Source organism: Enterobacter sp. 50588862 (assembly GCF_001462935.1).
GTDB classification, from domain to species: Bacteria; Pseudomonadota; Gammaproteobacteria; order Enterobacterales; family Enterobacteriaceae; genus Enterobacter; species Enterobacter bugandensis.
In genome coordinates this window covers 44,476-59,538 of the sequence record NZ_LNHM01000028.1, presented here as the reverse complement: position 1 = coordinate 59,538, position 15,063 = coordinate 44,476, and the positions used below count along the sequence as shown (strand labels likewise).

Below are 15,063 nucleotides of genomic sequence, written 5' to 3'. Positions count from 1 at the left end.
TGGGTTTGAATAATGACGAGGGATGTCTTGCGAACTGCGCCCTGGCAGCAAGTCATATTGCTGCCAGACGTAAATGAGTCTGCGCAATTCAGGGGAAAGATACCGAACCGCCGAACTCCATATAGATTTTTGCCAGATTATTTAACTGGTTAAAGCGATTTTCATACAGTGCCAGTTCGGCCTGACGGCGTTTCTCCTGAGCATCAAGCCAGAAAGAAATTCGCACCGCGCCCTGGCGATAGCGAACTTCGTTTAACCTCTCTGATTTTTTCGCCAGTTCCAGGCCTTCACGTAGAAGCGTCTCCTGTTCCAGGAGTTGATGACGCAAAGCAAGCGCATCTTCTATGCTACTCATCGCCTTGTAAAGTTCCTGTTTAAACTCCAGAACCCGTTGCTCGTAGTCGTTGCGGGCAATCTTCACGTCCATGCCCCTTTCTCTCCATTCCAGGAACGGCAGGGTCAGGTTTGCTCCAACAGAGCCTACAGGATTTTCCAGGAAGGCCATAAGGCTGCTGCTGCTGGTGCCAAGCGAGCCGGTCAGACTAAACGCTGGATAAAATGCAGTACGCTGGACATCAACGGTGGCCAATGCTTCCCGTACCCGCCACTCTTTAGCGCTGATATCGGGTCGATGCCGCAGCACGTTGACCGGGATCTTTCCACTGACCTGCGGCAGTGGTCCCATTGGTAACGTTTTCGGTTCGACTATCGCGCTGCCCGGCGCGGTTCCAAGCAAAACGGCTTGCTGATTGAGCGCCTGTAAACGTTCATTCTTCAACGCCGCCAGCCTGTTTTCCTGCGAAAGCACGCCCTGCTGAGCATCCACAACATCCAGAGAGGAGGCACCGCCCGCGGCATAGCGCGCGTTAGCCAGGCGCAGCGTCTCTTTTGCATAGTCGATGCTTTGTTGCAGGACAGACAGCTGCTGGTTAATAAAGCCTAAGCGCCAGTAATTATTACTGGCATTTGAAAGCAGCGTCAGGCGTGCAGAACGCAGATCCTCTTCCGAGGCAAAACGTGCCCACGCCTTCGCATCGCGCTGCCGCGCTATTTTGCCCCACAGATCCAGCTCATAGCTGGTATTAATACTGGCAACGCTGCCCCTGCTCCAGTGGGCTGAGCTGTTCAGCTGTTTTTTACCGTCAAGCGCGAGCGAACCTTTTAGTCCCGGATCGTTTGTGATGCCAATCCGCTCTTCTTCCAGGCGGGCGCGATAAACACGCAATACTGCTCCAGCGACATCGTTATTGCGCACCATCACCTGCCGCAGCCAGCCGTCGAGGTCTGGATCGTTAAAGGCCTGCCAGTCGAACGGCATCCTCTCCTCCGCAGCATCCGCCTGATACCAGTTGGCAGGGTATTTCACCTCAGGAGGCTGATAGTCGCTTTTCAGAGAGTCGGCGCAGCCAGCACTAAGCAGGACAGCAAGGCATACCGTTAAAGGGGATAATATTTTCATGGGTTACTCGCTGGCCAGTGAAACGACCGGATCCATCCTTGCTGCCTTGCGGGCAGGGAGATAACCAAAGATCATGCCGATTAAAGTTGAGCAGAAGAATGCGGCAGCAGCGGCCTGCCACGAATAAATGGCGGTGAAAATGCCCCCTCCCAGCGCGGTGAACAGCGCTCCGGCGGCATACGACAGTGCAATACCTAACACTCCGCCTATTAGACATACCAGCACAGCCTCAATCATAAACTGCTGCATGATATCGCCCTGACGCGCACCGACCGCCATTCGTACGCCAATCTCATGGGTCCGTTCCGTGACCGACACCAGCATGATATTCATCACCCCAATGCTGCCGATCATCAGCGAGATGCAGGCCACCATCAGAATCAGGATGCTAAAGGTCATTGAGGTCCGTTCGATTGATTGTCGAATCTGCTCGAAATTATAAAGCTGGAAGTCTTTCACGCCGTGGCGTTGAGTGAGAAGCTGAGAAATAGCGCTGACCGCTGCCTCGTTGGCAACATCATCCTTAAGCCTTACGCTGATGCTGGTCAACACCGGTTTTCCTGTCATTCGATACATCACCGTGCTGTAAGGCATCCAGACGTTAATGCGATTAGGCGCATAGCTTCGGCTGTTCCCTTTGGCGATGCCGACAACCCGTGCAGGCACGGAACCCAGAAAAACGATTTGCCCAAGTGCCTTGAGTCCCGCATCGTCAAATAACGCCTTGCGGGCGTTTTCATCAATGATGACTTCCTGCGAGGCATTTCGATCGTCCTGGAAAGTTGATCCCTGCAACAGTTCAATACCGTTTACGCGAAAATGATCGCGCCCAACGCCATTGATCGTGGCGGTAGCGGATTTACCCAGAAAGCGAATGTTGTCGGAAGCGTTAACTTCGGGGCTGACGCTGTCAACAAACCCCTGCTTTGCTAATGCTTCGGCGTCTGCCGGGACCAGTGTACGAATGGCTTCAGTGCTGTCGTCAAAGAAATCCCTTCCCGGGTAGATGCTCACCACGTTGGTTCCAAGCTCCTTGATATTATCAAGGGTTCGCTGTTTCGCGCCTTCTCCCAGTGCCACCACCGTAACAACCGCGGCGATACCAAAAATAATGCCCGTCATGGTTAACGTCGTGCGCAGGCGATGCGCATTCATCGCTTTTAACGCCATGTGCAGGGATTCACGGGTACGGTCAACAATACTTTGCCACCAGCTTTGCTGAACGCTGTCAGGTCGTTTAAGGGCAACCCCGGAGGTAACACGACTGCCGGTATCAGAAATAATTTCACCGTCACGCAGCTCAATAATACGGTTAGCATGCTGCGCTACCTTCATATCATGTGTCACCATAACCACGGTATGGCCACGCTGATTCAGTTCACTGAGTATTGACAGTACCTCCTGACCGGACTGCGTATCCAGCGCGCCGGTGGGTTCATCCGCCAGAATGATTTCACCGCCGTTAATCAGCGAGCGGGCAATACTCACACGCTGCTGCTGGCCGCCTGAAAGCTCTCCCGGCTTATGATGTTCACGACCTTCCAGCCCGAGTCTTCCAAGCAATGTCGCCGCGCGCAGACGGCGCTTTTCGCGCTCACTGTTGGCATAAATCGCCGGAATTTCAACGTTACTTAACGCGCTCAGGTCGGGCATTAAATGATAACGCTGGAAGATAAAACCGATGTGCTCACGGCGGATCCTTGCCAGATCGTCAGGTGAAAGCTGGGCGGCATTTTGACCGCTGATAAAGTAATCGCCACAATCAGGGACATCGAGACAGCCCATAATATTCATCAGGGTTGACTTACCGGAACCGGAGGCGCCGATGATCGCGACCATCTCCCCAGCAGCGATAGTCAAATCAATCTCTTTAAGCACGGTGAGATCCTGTCCACCGTTCCTGTAGGTGCGGCTGATGCCCTTGAGTTCTATGATATTACTCAAGATACAAACCCTTCCCCGGGCGCTTTTTCACCCGGCTGCGATAACACAACATGTTCCCCGACTTTTACACCGTCCAGGATCTGGATATCCACACTGTTAGTAATGCCGGTTTTGACCTCACGGGTTTCCAGCCGGTTATCACTGGTCAATATCTGCACCTGCTGTTTGTTGCCACTCACCTTGTGCACAGCCTGAATCGGCACCAGTAACGTATTTTTAGCTTCTCCAGCCAGCAAGGTCACCTGTGCTGTCATGGCAATTCGCAGCCGATTTTCTGGATTGGGGACATCCAGCAGCGCGTTGTAGTACACCGAAGCATTTGACGTGCCTGACCCTGAGGCTGAGCTACTGCTGGCAAGGCTATCATCTTTCATAACCGACTCAGGTGCCAGTTCAACGGTACGTAACGTGGCGTCATAATGCTTATCCGGCTCAGAGAAAATGGTGAATCTGGCTTTCTGTCCCGGTGAAATTCGCGTGATATCCGCCTCAGAGATCTGGGCTTTAATTGTCATCACGTCCAGACGTGCGAGTTTGATAATGGTCGGCGCACTTTGGCTGGAGTTAACCGTTTGGCCCTGTTGGGTGACAACGGCAATAACAATGCCGTCCATGGGAGCAACAACTTTTGTATAACCCAAATCGACCTTTTTCTTGTCAACATCAATTTGCGCCTGGACGAGTTTGGCATTCAGTGCCGATAGCTCAGCGCGGGTACTGGCCAGCGTGGTTTCAGCCGTTTCGAAATCTTCTCTCGAGCTGGCATCCTCATTTAACATCTGGCGCTGGCGCTTAAAACGCAATGAGGCTTGCTTCAACTGCGCCTGCTTAGCCTGAAGGTCCGCTTTTACCACGTTGAGAGCAGCTTCTGCGTTGCGTAAATCATTCCGCTGCGGCACGTCATCAATTTCAGCGATGAGCTGCCCTTTAGTGACACGATCGCCTAACTTCACCTTCAGCGACTTAACCTGGCCAGAAACCTGTGCCCCAACGTTGACCCGCTCAATCGCATCAATTCGACCGGTAGCAAGTACGGCGTTTTCAATATCGCCGATGCGTACTGGAGCGGTAACATACTCAGGAACCTCGGGGCTTCTCAGGAAGAAGAACAAGGCGATGCTAAAAATAATTAGCAGAGCCGCAGCACAGGTCATTACGCGTCGGGGAGGGAATTTTGTTAACATTACGCAGGTTTTCCATAACGATAAACAGCAGTGAATCAGGCATCATAGTAACATCGCCAGTATTTACGGGAGGTAAACCCGCGCTATTTGGTGAAGTAGCGTCATCGTAGACCCCCGCCATCAATTACACAGAATCACCAGGTCCGCCTGTAAACCGCCGCAAGCGTGGGATTTTGTGCCTAAATCCACAGAGTCCCCTTTTGCTGAGCCCCACCTGCGATTTTTCCCATAATCGATTCATTGTGCATTAAGTGCTTAATTATAGTTGCAACTCACATATGATAATAGTAATTATTATCATTAGCATTTGCACTGATGGTTTATCTGGCAAGGTATACAGAGGTATCAGAAAACAAGCCTCTCCAGGTTTGTTGAACGGTCTCACACTCAACAAATGCATCTGAACACCGCGGCGTGGCAGCACGACGCCGCCTGGGCTGTTCAAAAGGACAACGGCGCGTAAGCGTTAATGGAAGCCGGGACAAGGAATTCCCGATTCACCAGCCTACGTCACGGAATAGTCAGCGACAGGACCGTTCGTAAGGCTGATGAAACTCAAAAAGGACGCAGCGTCTGTCAAAGCAGGCTTAACGAAAATTAACGTCCTGCTGCTGGCATATGACTGCGTCGACTTCCTGATTTAGTTCGTCAAGCGGAGAGGGATTTTCTCATGCGTATTTTGTTTGTAGGCCCGCCTCTCTATGGGCTGCTGTATCCTGTGCTGTCTCTGGCACAGGCGTTTCGCGTTAACGGCCATGAAGTGCTGATCGCCAGCGGAGGAAAATTCGCCCAAAAAGCGGCAGAAGCAGGGCTGGTGGTATTTGACGCCGCACCCGGTTTTGATTCTGAAGCTGACTATCGCCGCCGCGAGGCACAGCGAAAAGAAAGCAACATCGGCACAAAAATGGGCAACTTCTCATTCTTCAGCGAAGAGATGGCCGACCACCTGGTGGAGTTTGCCGGACACTGGCGGCCCGATCTCATCATCTACCCGCCGCTCGGCGTCATCGGGCCTCTGATTGCCGCCAAATACGATATACCGGTCGTAATGCAAACCGTCGGCTTCGGCCATACGCCCTGGCATATCAAAGGCGTAACGCGTTCGCTCGCGGACGCCTATCATCGCCACGGCGTTGGGGCCGCACCGCGCGATATGGCCTGGATCGACGTAACACCACCGAGCATGAGCATTCTTGAAAACGACGGAGAACCCATTATTCCCATGCAGTACGTCCCGTACAACGGCGGCGCGGTGTGGGAACCGTGGTGGGAGAGGACGCCCGACCGTAAACGTCTGCTGGTGAGTCTCGGTACCGTCAAACCGATGGTCGACGGCCTTGACCTGATCGCCTGGGTGATGGATTCCGCCAGTGAAGTCGATGCCGAGATCATCCTGCATCTTTCGGCCAATGCGCGGTCGGATCTGCGCTCACTGCCCTCAAATGTTCGCCTGGTCGACTGGATACCCATGGGAGCCTTCCTGAACGGCGCAGATGGCTTCATTCATCATGGTGGCGCGGGCAATACCCTGACGGCACTGCACGCCGGTATTCCACAGATCGTCTTCGGCCAGGGTGCCGATCGCCCGGTAAATGCCCGCGCTGTTGTCGAACGCGGCTGCGGGATCATCCCCGGCGACGACGGCCTGTCGAGCAGCATGATCAATGCTTTCCTCGACAATCGCGCGCTTCGCGACGCCTCTGAAGAGGTAGCGGCGGAAATGGCAGCGCAACCCTGTCCGAGCGAGGTGGCGAAAAGCCTGATCGCGAGGGTACAGAAAGGGTAGCCACTACGCCGTCATGACGATCATACGCCAGCACGCATCCAGGAGATACGCCCGTAACAATGCGGGACCGGATCGGGCTGGCGCTTTTTTTTGCACAGCGATCCGACTTGGATCCTATTGTTTACAGACGGAGGAGGCTTAATGCCTGCGACTCACTCTCCCACTCCTGCGCGGTCCTGGATAGTTCGCCTGGCACGCGTGTGCTGGGAACGTAAGAAACTTAGCATCATCGTAGTGGTAGCGTCGGTCTCGACCATTCTGCTGGCCGCGCTGACGCCGTTGCTGACAAGGCAAGCGGTGAACGACGCGCTGGCGGGCAATCCGACTCGTCTGCCGTGGCTGGCCTGCGGGCTATTGCTGATTGCCTTTTTTGATTTCATCGGTAACTACGTGCGCCGCGGTTATGCCGGGGAGCTCTCGCTCTGGGTGCAGCACACCCTGCGAGGACGGGCATTCGACAGTATTCAAAAACTTGACGGCGCAGGCCAGGACGCACTGCGCACCGGGCAGGTGATTTCACGGACCAACAGCGATCTGCAGCAGGTGCATACCCTGCTACAGATGTGCCCGGTGCCGCTGGCGGTGTTCACTTATTACATTGCCGGCATTGCCGTGATGCTGTGGATGTCACCCGCCATGACGCTCATCGTCGTGTGCGTACTGGCATGCCTGGCTATCACTGCGCTGCGCGCGCGTCGCCGGGTCTTTGCGCAAACCGGGCTGGCCTCGGACCGACTGGCAAATCTCACCGAACATATGCGCGAGGTGCTGGCGCAGATCTCAGTGGTAAAATCCTGCGTGGCGGAGCTGCGTGAAACGCGCTGGCTGGATCGCCAGTCGCGGCAGATGGTGCGGGTACGCATCGGCGCGGCCATCTCGCAGGCGATGCCAGGTGCCACCATGCTGGCGCTCCCGGTGCTCGGGCAAATCGTCCTGCTGTGCTACGGCGGCTGGTCGGTTATGCACGGGCGCATCGATCTCGGCACCTTCGTGGCGTTTGCCAGCTTCCTCGCGATGCTGACCGGGCCAACCCGTGTACTGGCATCGTTTCTGGTTATCGCCCAGCGCACCCAGGCGTCCGTGGAGCGCGTGTTTGCTCTGATCGACACCCGTTCGCAGATGGAAGACGGGACGGAGACGGTTAACGGTCAGGTTATCGGGCTGCAACTGGAGAATATGAGCTTCGAGTACCGTGGCGGCAGACGCATCCTCAGCGATGTCTCCTTTTCCCTGCACGCCGGTGAAACGGTGGCGGTAGTGGGCGCATCGGGTTCCGGGAAATCCACGCTGCTGATGCTGCTGGCGCGTTTTTACGATCCCAGCGCCGGAGAGATATGGCTCAACACCAGCGCAGGCCGACAGAACCTCCGCGATCTCAGGCTGGAGGCGCTTCGTCGTCGGGTAGGCGTTGTGTTTGAGGATGCTTTTCTGTTTGCCGGTACGGTGGCGGAAAATATCGCCTACGGGCACCCTCAGGCAACGGCGGACGACATTCGCCTCGCGGCGAGGGCAGCAGGAGCCAGCGATTTTATCAACGCCCTGCCGAAAGGTTTCGATACCCAATTAACCGAACGCGGTACGAATCTTTCCGGCGGACAGAGGCAGCGAATCGCGCTGGCACGGGCGCTCATTACCGCGCCGGAAGTGTTGATCCTCGATGACACCACCTCGGCGGTCGATGCCGGTACTGAAGCGGAGATCAACACCGCGCTGAGTCGCTATGCTGACGAAAAGCATATGCTGCTGGTGATTGCCCGACGCCGTTCGACGCTTCAGTTAGCCAGCCGGATTGTGGTGCTGGATAAGGGCCGGGTGGTGGACACCGGAACCCAGGCAGAACTTGAAGCGCGCTGTCCGGCGTTCCGCGCGCTGATGACCGGCGACGGCGATTTCCTCGCGCCTTCCCACAGTGGGCCTAACGGATTGTGGCCGGCCGTACCAGCGCCACAAGACGATGCGGCGCAGACGGGGGATAAAGGATTTGTCGCCCGTATGACGCGCGTGCCGGAAAATGCAGTACAGCAGGCGCTGGCCGGTAAAGGCCGCAAAGTCACGTCGCTGCTGAAGCCCGTGGCGTGGATGTTCGTCATCGCCGCCCTGCTGATCGCCCTCGATTCGGCGGCAGGCGTCGGGGTACTTATACTGCTGCAGCGCGGCATTGACTCCGGCGTTGCCACAGGCGATATGTCGACTATCGGCCTCTGTGCCCTATTCGCCCTGTGCCTGGTGGCCGTGAGCTGGTGCTGTTATTCACTACAGACTGTCTTCGCCGCCAGAGCGGCAGAGTCAGTCCAGCATACGGTGCGCTTGCGCAGCTTCGGCCATATGCTGCGTCTTGGTCTCCCATGGCATGAAAAGCATGTCGATTCGCGTCTGACCCGCATGACCGTAGATGTGGACTCTCTCGCCCGCTTTCTGCAAAACGGCCTTGCCGGTGCAGCCACCAGCCTGGTGACAATGTTCGCCATCGCCGCCGCCATGTTCTGGCTCGACCCGCTCCTGGCGCTGACGGCATTAAGCGCGGTGCCAGTGGTCGCACTGGCAACCTGGATTTATCGCCGCCTCAGCTCCCCTGCTTATGCGCAGGCGCGGCTGGAAATAGGCAAAGTCAACAGCACCCTGCAGGAGAAAGTCTCCGGCTTGCGCGTTGTGCAATCGCATGGCCAGCAGGAACAGGAAGCCGCCCGGCTGCGCGCGTTATCGGATCGGTTCCGTGCGACCCGCGTACGTGCTCAAAAATACCTTGCCGTCTATTTCCCGTTCCTGACCTTCTGCACCGAGGCCTCCTATGCCGCCGTTCTTCTGGTGGGTGCATCGCGAGTCGCCGAAGGCGAAATGACCGCCGGGGTGCTGGCGGCTTTCTTCCTGCTGCTGGGGCAATTCTATGGGCCAGTGCAGCAGTTATCAGGAATTGTCGACGCCTGGCAGCAGGCGACAGCCAGCGGCAAACATATCAATGAACTGCTGGCGACCGAAGGCACAGAGAACATCGAGCCCTCTTCCGCACCGCCCGCCACCGGCGCGCTGCATCTTCATGAGGTCACGTTCAGTTATCCCGACAGTCCTCAACCCGCGCTGAACAAACTTACCCTGACAATCCCTGAGGGAAGGGTCGTCGCGGTCGTTGGTCGCAGCGGTGCGGGTAAGTCAACGCTGATTAAGCTGATCGCCGGATTGTATTCCCCCACCCACGGCAGGATCAGCATTGGCGATCGGATAATTGATGATGCCTCGCTTGCCGATTACCGTCGCCAGATTGGGCTGGTCGATCAGGATGTGGCGTTGTTTAGTGGTGATATCGCGGAAAACATTCGTTATTCACGGCCATCCAGTACCAATGACGACGTTGAGATTGCCTCTCAACAGGCAGGGCTGTATGAGACGGTGCGCAATCTGCCGCAGGGATTCCGCACACCGGTGAATAACGGCGGTGCCGATCTGTCCGCAGGTCAGCGCCAGCTGATTGCGCTGGCCCGCGCACAACTGGCGAATGCTCACATCCTGCTGCTCGATGAAGCCACGTCACGCCTGGATCGCACATCCGAAGAGCGATTGATGTCATCGTTAACAGACGTCGCGCACGCCGGGAAGCACCTGGCGCTGATTGTGGCGCACCGTCTGACCACCGCGCAGCGCTGCGATCTGATTGCCGTTATCGATAAGGGGCAGCTTGCGGAATACGGCACCCACGAACAGCTGTTAGCGGCCGGCGGCCTCTACACCCGCTTGTGGCATGACAGCGTCGGCAGCTCTGTTCCCCATCGCCAGCACGACATCACGGGGGAAATCGTGGAAGAGTAATTGCGCACGTAAGACATTACAAAACACGCGCTAAAGCGGCTGTTCCCGGAATAGCCGCTTTAGCTATTTATACTGACACCCTTCATATTCAAAGAGAGTGAATGCTGAACATGCAACAACATCCCTCTGCTATCGCCAGGCTGCGCAGCCAGCTGGCAGCAGGCCACATTGCTAACCTTTCTGACTTCTGGCGAGACGCTGAGTCGCTAAATGTACCGCTGGTGACGCCAGTCGACGGAGCGAAAGACGAGCGTGATGTGACATTTCTGTGGCGCGCCAGGCACCCTCTACAGGGCGTTTACCTGCGTCTGAATCGGGTGACGGATAAAGAGCACGTGGCGAAAGGGATGATGACCGCCCTTCCCGCGACGGATATCTGGACTCTGACACTGCGTTTACCCGCAAGCTACTGCGGCTCCTATTCGCTGGTGGAAATCCCCCCCGGCACCCCGGCCGAGACGATTGCACAGTCCGGAGGCCGCTTTGCTACCCTCGTCGGGCACGCCGATCCGCTAAACAAAACGCCGGGGATCAACGTTCGGGGAAGCACACAGGAGTCGGTGCTGGCGCTTGATAAAGCCCCCGCCCAGTCCGAATGGCGCGGCGGGTCACCCAGCGGGCAATTGCTTACCTCGGCGCGCACTCTCGCCGGGGAATCGCGCCGGGTTCGGCTCTATCTGCCGGACGTTGATGTTTCGCAGCCCCTCGGCCTGGTGGTACTGCCCGATGGTGAAACCTGGTTCGATCACCTTGGCGTATGCGCGGCAATTGACGCCGCCATAAACAACGGACGCATCGTGCCTGTGGCTGTACTTGGCATCGATAATATCGATGAACACGAGCGAACTGCGATACTCGGCGGGCGCAGCGAGCTGATAAAGGATATCGCCGGCCAGTTGTTGCCGACGATCCGCGCCGAACACCCGCAGCGGCGGTGGGCAGACCGTTCGCGCACCGTGCTGGCCGGACAGAGCCTCGGCGGGGTCAGCGCGCTCATGGCCGCTCGTTACGCACCGGAAACGTTCGGGCTGGCGCTCAGCCACTCCCCTTCGATGTGGTGGACGCCAGAGGGTGCCAGCCGGCCAAACGTGTTCAGCGAAACCGATTCGTCATGGGTGAGCGAACATCTGCTTTCTGCCCCGCCGCAGGGCGTGCGCATCCGCCTGTGCGTGGGATCGCTGGAAGGTTCGACGGTACCCCACGTTCAGCGGCTGCATCAGCAGTTGCTTACCGCTGGCGTAGACAGCCATTGCGCAATGTATACCGGGGGTCACGATTACGCATGGTGGCGCGGCGCACTGATTGACGGGCTTGGTTTACTCCAGGGTTGACTTGACCCGCGAACACTTTCAGGCAACTGTACAGGCTTCCTGAATAAAGAAAATGTCACCTGCGGAAAAGGAATAAACATCAGATGTATGCCCGCGAGTATCGCCCAACACGCTCACGCAAGGCGCTTGTCACTCTTCTTTCTGGTCTCACCCTTATCTGGAATGCGCACGCTTTCGCAAAGCCGGATATGCAGCCACTGGGGCCGAATATCGCCGATAAAGGCTCTGCGTTTTACCATTTCAGCGTCAACTCGTTCGACTCCGCCGATGGCAGCCGCCATTATCGGGTATGGACGGCCGTGCCAAATAAAGCCGCACCGGCGTCGGGCTACCCGATTTTATATATGCTCGACGGCAACGCAGTTATGGACCGCCTGAACGACGACCTGCTCAAACAGCTGGCAGAAAAATCACCGCCGGTGATTGTGGCTGTCGGGTATCAGACCAACCTCCCCTTCGATCTCAACGGCAGGGCCTACGACTATACGCCAGCAGCAGAAAGCGGCAAAACGGATACCCGCAACGGGCGTTTTAGCCGTAAGAGTGGGGGTAGCAACGACTTTCGCCAGTTACTGGAAACGCGTATAGCGCCAAAGGTGGAACAGGGATTGAATATCGATCGGCAGCGTCGCGGCCTGTGGGGGCACTCCTACGGCGGCCTGTTCGTGCTGGATGCATGGCTGTCTTCCCCTTATTTCCGGACGTATTACAGCGCCAGCCCGTCGTTGGGCAGAGGCCATGATGCGCTACTGAGCCGCATCACGGCGGTTGAGCCGTCGCAATACTGCGCCAGGCGCCTGATGATAATGGAAGGTTCGGCGACGCCGGGCGATAACCGGGAAACGCATGCTGCCGGAGTGCTGACGAAAATTCATGCCACCCTCGCCACGCTGGAAGATAAAGGCGTCAATGCCGCCTTTTGGGATTTCCCAAACCTGGGACACGGGCCGATGTTCAACGCCTCCTTCCGCGGAGCGCTGTTAGATATCAGTGGTGAAAACGCAGGTAACACAGCAGGCTGTCATTCATTAAGCCGCTAAACACTGCCCGCCTTGACGCGGGCAGTACACCTGTAACACTACGATCAAAATGACGCGGTAACACCGGCATAATAAGCCCGGCCAGGCTCGTTATAGGTATTCGCCCCTTCGGAAGATCGGTAAATCTGTTTATCTAAGATATTGCTGACACCAACGTTAAGACGCAGATTTTTATTAATATCGTAATTGAAGTTCGTCCCCACCAGCGAATAAGCGCCCAGCTCTTTACCTGACAGACCGCCAGTATCTTCACTACGAGTTTCCGAATGAGTACGCGGTTTTTGTCTGCCGTATAACGTCCAGTTGACGCTGGCAGAGAACGCCTGGGTGATGGTCCAGTCAAGCGAGTTATTAATGGTGTATTTCGGGATGATCGACAGCGGGTTACCGGTGTCTTTTTGCTCCGAGGTGATCATCCAGGTGGCATTGGTATTCCAGTTCAGACGATCTTTCACCAGCGGGAACGCCATGCTGGCTTCGATACCGTCCACCAGCGCTTTCCCGCCGTTCTGCCACTGGAGAATATATGCGCCGGAAGCGGTTTGCCCGATAACATTATCGCCGGCCACGATCTTATTCTGGTAGTCATTGCGGAAGTAGGTCACGCTGGCATGGTAATCTTCCCAGGCGAACTCCAGCCCAATTTCTTTATTGATGCTAATTTCCGGATCGAGATCTTTATTACCGATCAGGTAGCAGCCGCCCGATGTAATATCTTTTGGACAACCGTTGCCTTTCGAGTAGAGCAGATAACCTTCGCTGGATTGATACAGGTTTGGTGCTTTAAAGGTTCGGGCAATCCCCGCTTTAACTTTGAAGTAATCGCCCAATTCCTGCGAGAGGTTCAGGCTGGGGCTGAAGTTACCGCCGGACTCGTTGAGATAATCAAAGCGCAGGCCGGGAATGATATTCGTGCCGGGAACCGGCTCAATATTATCTTCAATATACAGCGCACTGATTTGGGAATGGTTTTTACTGCTGCGATCCGCAGCCGAGCCAGAAATGCCGCCGATATCACTGTCATCCACGGTCAGGCTGGTAGAGGAAGGATCGTCGAGCTCATCGCGGCTCCACTCCGCGCCCACGGTCAGCGTTTGATCGACCAGCGCATTCAGCGGAATATTAAGCTCGCCGCTGGTTCGCCAGGAGCTCAGGCGATTGGTCGTGAACTTTTCATCCGCCGAAATACGCCCTTCACCGCCACCGGATAATCCTTCATTCATGCGGGTGTTATTGGTTTTCTCATAATAGACACCAAAATGGCTTTGACCCCAGTCCCAGATACCATTGTGCGTAACGCCATAATTCTGCCGGTAAAGGCGGTTCGTCTCCTCGCCGGATTTCGCCAGGCTTTCAGTGACGGCACTGGAAGAACTATTTTGCGTATCGCCCGCATAGATATTCCCCTGACGGCTATATCCGGCTTCGAAATCGATAATTTGCTGCGGATTTAATTTCCACGAGACAACGCCGTTAATATCTTTGTTGCGCACCCCTTCATGCCCGGCCGCGTTTTTCGTACCGGCCGAGGAGTTAATATCCCAGCTGTCGGCATCGGTTTTATTCAGGTTTCCGTACAGGCGCATGGTCAGCGCATCGCCAGCCAGCGGCCCGCTAAGGCTGAAGTTGGCGCGACGCGTAGCGCCTTCGTCGCTGCTTTCCGGCTGGTTGGTGTATAACGACAGCGAACCGTGCCAGTCGTTGGTAGGGCGTTTGGTAATGATGTTCACCACCCCGCCCGCTGCGCCCGAACCGTAGCGTGCCGCCGCAGGGCCGCGGATCACTTCAATACGCTCAACCTGTTCCGGTGGCACCCAGTTGGTGTCGCCGCGGGTATCACGCTCTCCACGCCAGCTATAACGCACGGCGTTGCGCGACGTCACCGGCACACCATCAATTAAAATTAAGGTGTTCTCCGGCCCCATGCCGCGAATGTCGATCTGGCGGTTATTACCACGTGTACCCGAGGCGCTGTTGCCGGTCAGATTGACACCGGGCATTTTGCGAATAATATCGGAGAGATCGTTGACCGGAGGGTTCTTTTTAATATCTTCGCTGGTAATAATCGACACGCCCGGCTGCTGTTTGAGTACCTGCTCAGCGGTGGCTTCCACCACCAGGGTCTCGTCGTTATCATCGGAGGATTTTGCCAGTGATACCTGACTGTTCAACCCTGCCAGGAGCGCAGTGAGCGGCCAGAAGATCTTGATAATTCTCATACCCATTCCCTAATACATGCCTAACGTAAAAGTGATCGATCGTTAAGCTCACATCCTTGCCAGATATTTTAAACTGCCATTATTTTTATAATAAGAATGATAATTAATATCATTTGGAGAGGATTAAGGCAATCCTTAATACACGGATGCGCGCATTAATGAAACGCACGCATTGGCCCGGAGTGATTCTTCCCGGGTACCACCCTGTGCGTTCGTAAAGCTGGCATACTGAAACAGCGGAAGAAGAGAACAGCCCATTGGTATTTCGTGTAGTGACATAACGTTAATATGTCATTACA

8 protein-coding genes are annotated in these 15,063 nt (G+C 55.9%); 4 read left to right on the top strand and 4 right to left on the bottom strand.

Annotated elements, in window-relative coordinates:
* Window positions 1-88: 88 nt before the first annotated feature.
* The 3 genes from APT89_RS13110 to APT89_RS13100 are packed head-to-tail and all read right to left on the bottom strand — an operon-like array spanning window position 89 to window position 4,587.
* Window positions 89-1,459, bottom strand: coding sequence for a TolC family protein (locus APT89_RS13110; protein WP_041910708.1), 1,371 nt, complete (start codon window positions 1,457-1,459; stop codon window positions 89-91).
* Between the two features lie 3 nt (window positions 1,460-1,462).
* Window positions 1,463-3,403, bottom strand: a complete 1,941-nt coding sequence (locus tag APT89_RS13105; protein ID WP_060572574.1) for a MacB family efflux pump subunit — start codon at window positions 3,401-3,403, stop codon at window positions 1,463-1,465.
* Window positions 3,400-4,587 carry an efflux RND transporter periplasmic adaptor subunit gene (locus APT89_RS13100; protein WP_023303343.1) on the bottom strand — a complete coding sequence of 396 codons (1,188 nt, stop codon included), beginning with the start codon at window positions 4,585-4,587 and terminating at the stop codon, window positions 3,400-3,402. The genes APT89_RS13105 and APT89_RS13100 overlap by 4 nt, the downstream gene beginning before the upstream one ends.
* 670 nt (window positions 4,588-5,257) lie before the next feature.
* On the opposite strand from APT89_RS13100, the gene iroB reads away from it, so the two are divergent.
* From iroB to APT89_RS13080, 4 genes are all read left to right on the top strand, one after another.
* Window positions 5,258-6,373 (top strand): salmochelin biosynthesis C-glycosyltransferase IroB, encoded by a 1,116-nt coding sequence (iroB, locus tag APT89_RS13095; protein ID WP_017384908.1) that lies wholly within the window; start codon window positions 5,258-5,260, stop codon window positions 6,371-6,373.
* A 141-nt stretch (window positions 6,374-6,514) separates the two neighbouring features.
* Window positions 6,515-10,174, top strand: a complete 3,660-nt coding sequence (gene iroC, locus APT89_RS13090) for a salmochelin/enterobactin export ABC transporter IroC (RefSeq protein ID WP_060572572.1) — start codon at window positions 6,515-6,517, stop codon at window positions 10,172-10,174.
* 101 nt (window positions 10,175-10,275) lie between these two features.
* A complete protein-coding gene (locus APT89_RS13085; RefSeq protein ID WP_032102662.1) occupies window positions 10,276-11,505 on the top strand; it encodes an esterase family protein in 1,230 nt (409 codons plus the stop codon).
* 83 nt (window positions 11,506-11,588) lie between these two features.
* Window positions 11,589-12,545, top strand: coding sequence for an alpha/beta hydrolase (locus tag APT89_RS13080; protein ID WP_032647796.1), 957 nt, complete (start codon window positions 11,589-11,591; stop codon window positions 12,543-12,545).
* A gap of 44 nt (window positions 12,546-12,589) precedes the next feature.
* On the opposite strand, the gene iroN is transcribed toward APT89_RS13080, so the two are convergent.
* Window positions 12,590-14,764 (bottom strand): siderophore salmochelin receptor IroN, encoded by a 2,175-nt coding sequence (gene iroN / locus APT89_RS13075; protein ID WP_120787296.1) that lies wholly within the window; start codon window positions 14,762-14,764, stop codon window positions 12,590-12,592.
* Window positions 14,765-15,063 lie beyond the last annotated feature (299 nt).

Coding starts and splice junctions, on each gene's coding strand:
- iroN (WP_120787296.1), bottom strand. CDS start 14,764: ATGAGAATTATCAAGATCTTCTGGCCGCTCACTGCGCTCCTGGCAGGG.
- iroC (WP_060572572.1), top strand. CDS start 6,515: ATGCCTGCGACTCACTCTCCCACTCCTGCGCGGTCCTGGATAGTTCGC.
- APT89_RS13110 (WP_041910708.1), bottom strand. CDS start 1,459: ATGAAAATATTATCCCCTTTAACGGTATGCCTTGCTGTCCTGCTTAGT.
- APT89_RS13080 (WP_032647796.1), top strand. CDS start 11,589: ATGTATGCCCGCGAGTATCGCCCAACACGCTCACGCAAGGCGCTTGTC.
- APT89_RS13085 (WP_032102662.1), top strand. CDS start 10,276: ATGCTGAACATGCAACAACATCCCTCTGCTATCGCCAGGCTGCGCAGC.
- iroB (WP_017384908.1), top strand. CDS start 5,258: ATGCGTATTTTGTTTGTAGGCCCGCCTCTCTATGGGCTGCTGTATCCT.
- APT89_RS13100 (WP_023303343.1), bottom strand. CDS start 4,587: ATGTTAACAAAATTCCCTCCCCGACGCGTAATGACCTGTGCTGCGGCT.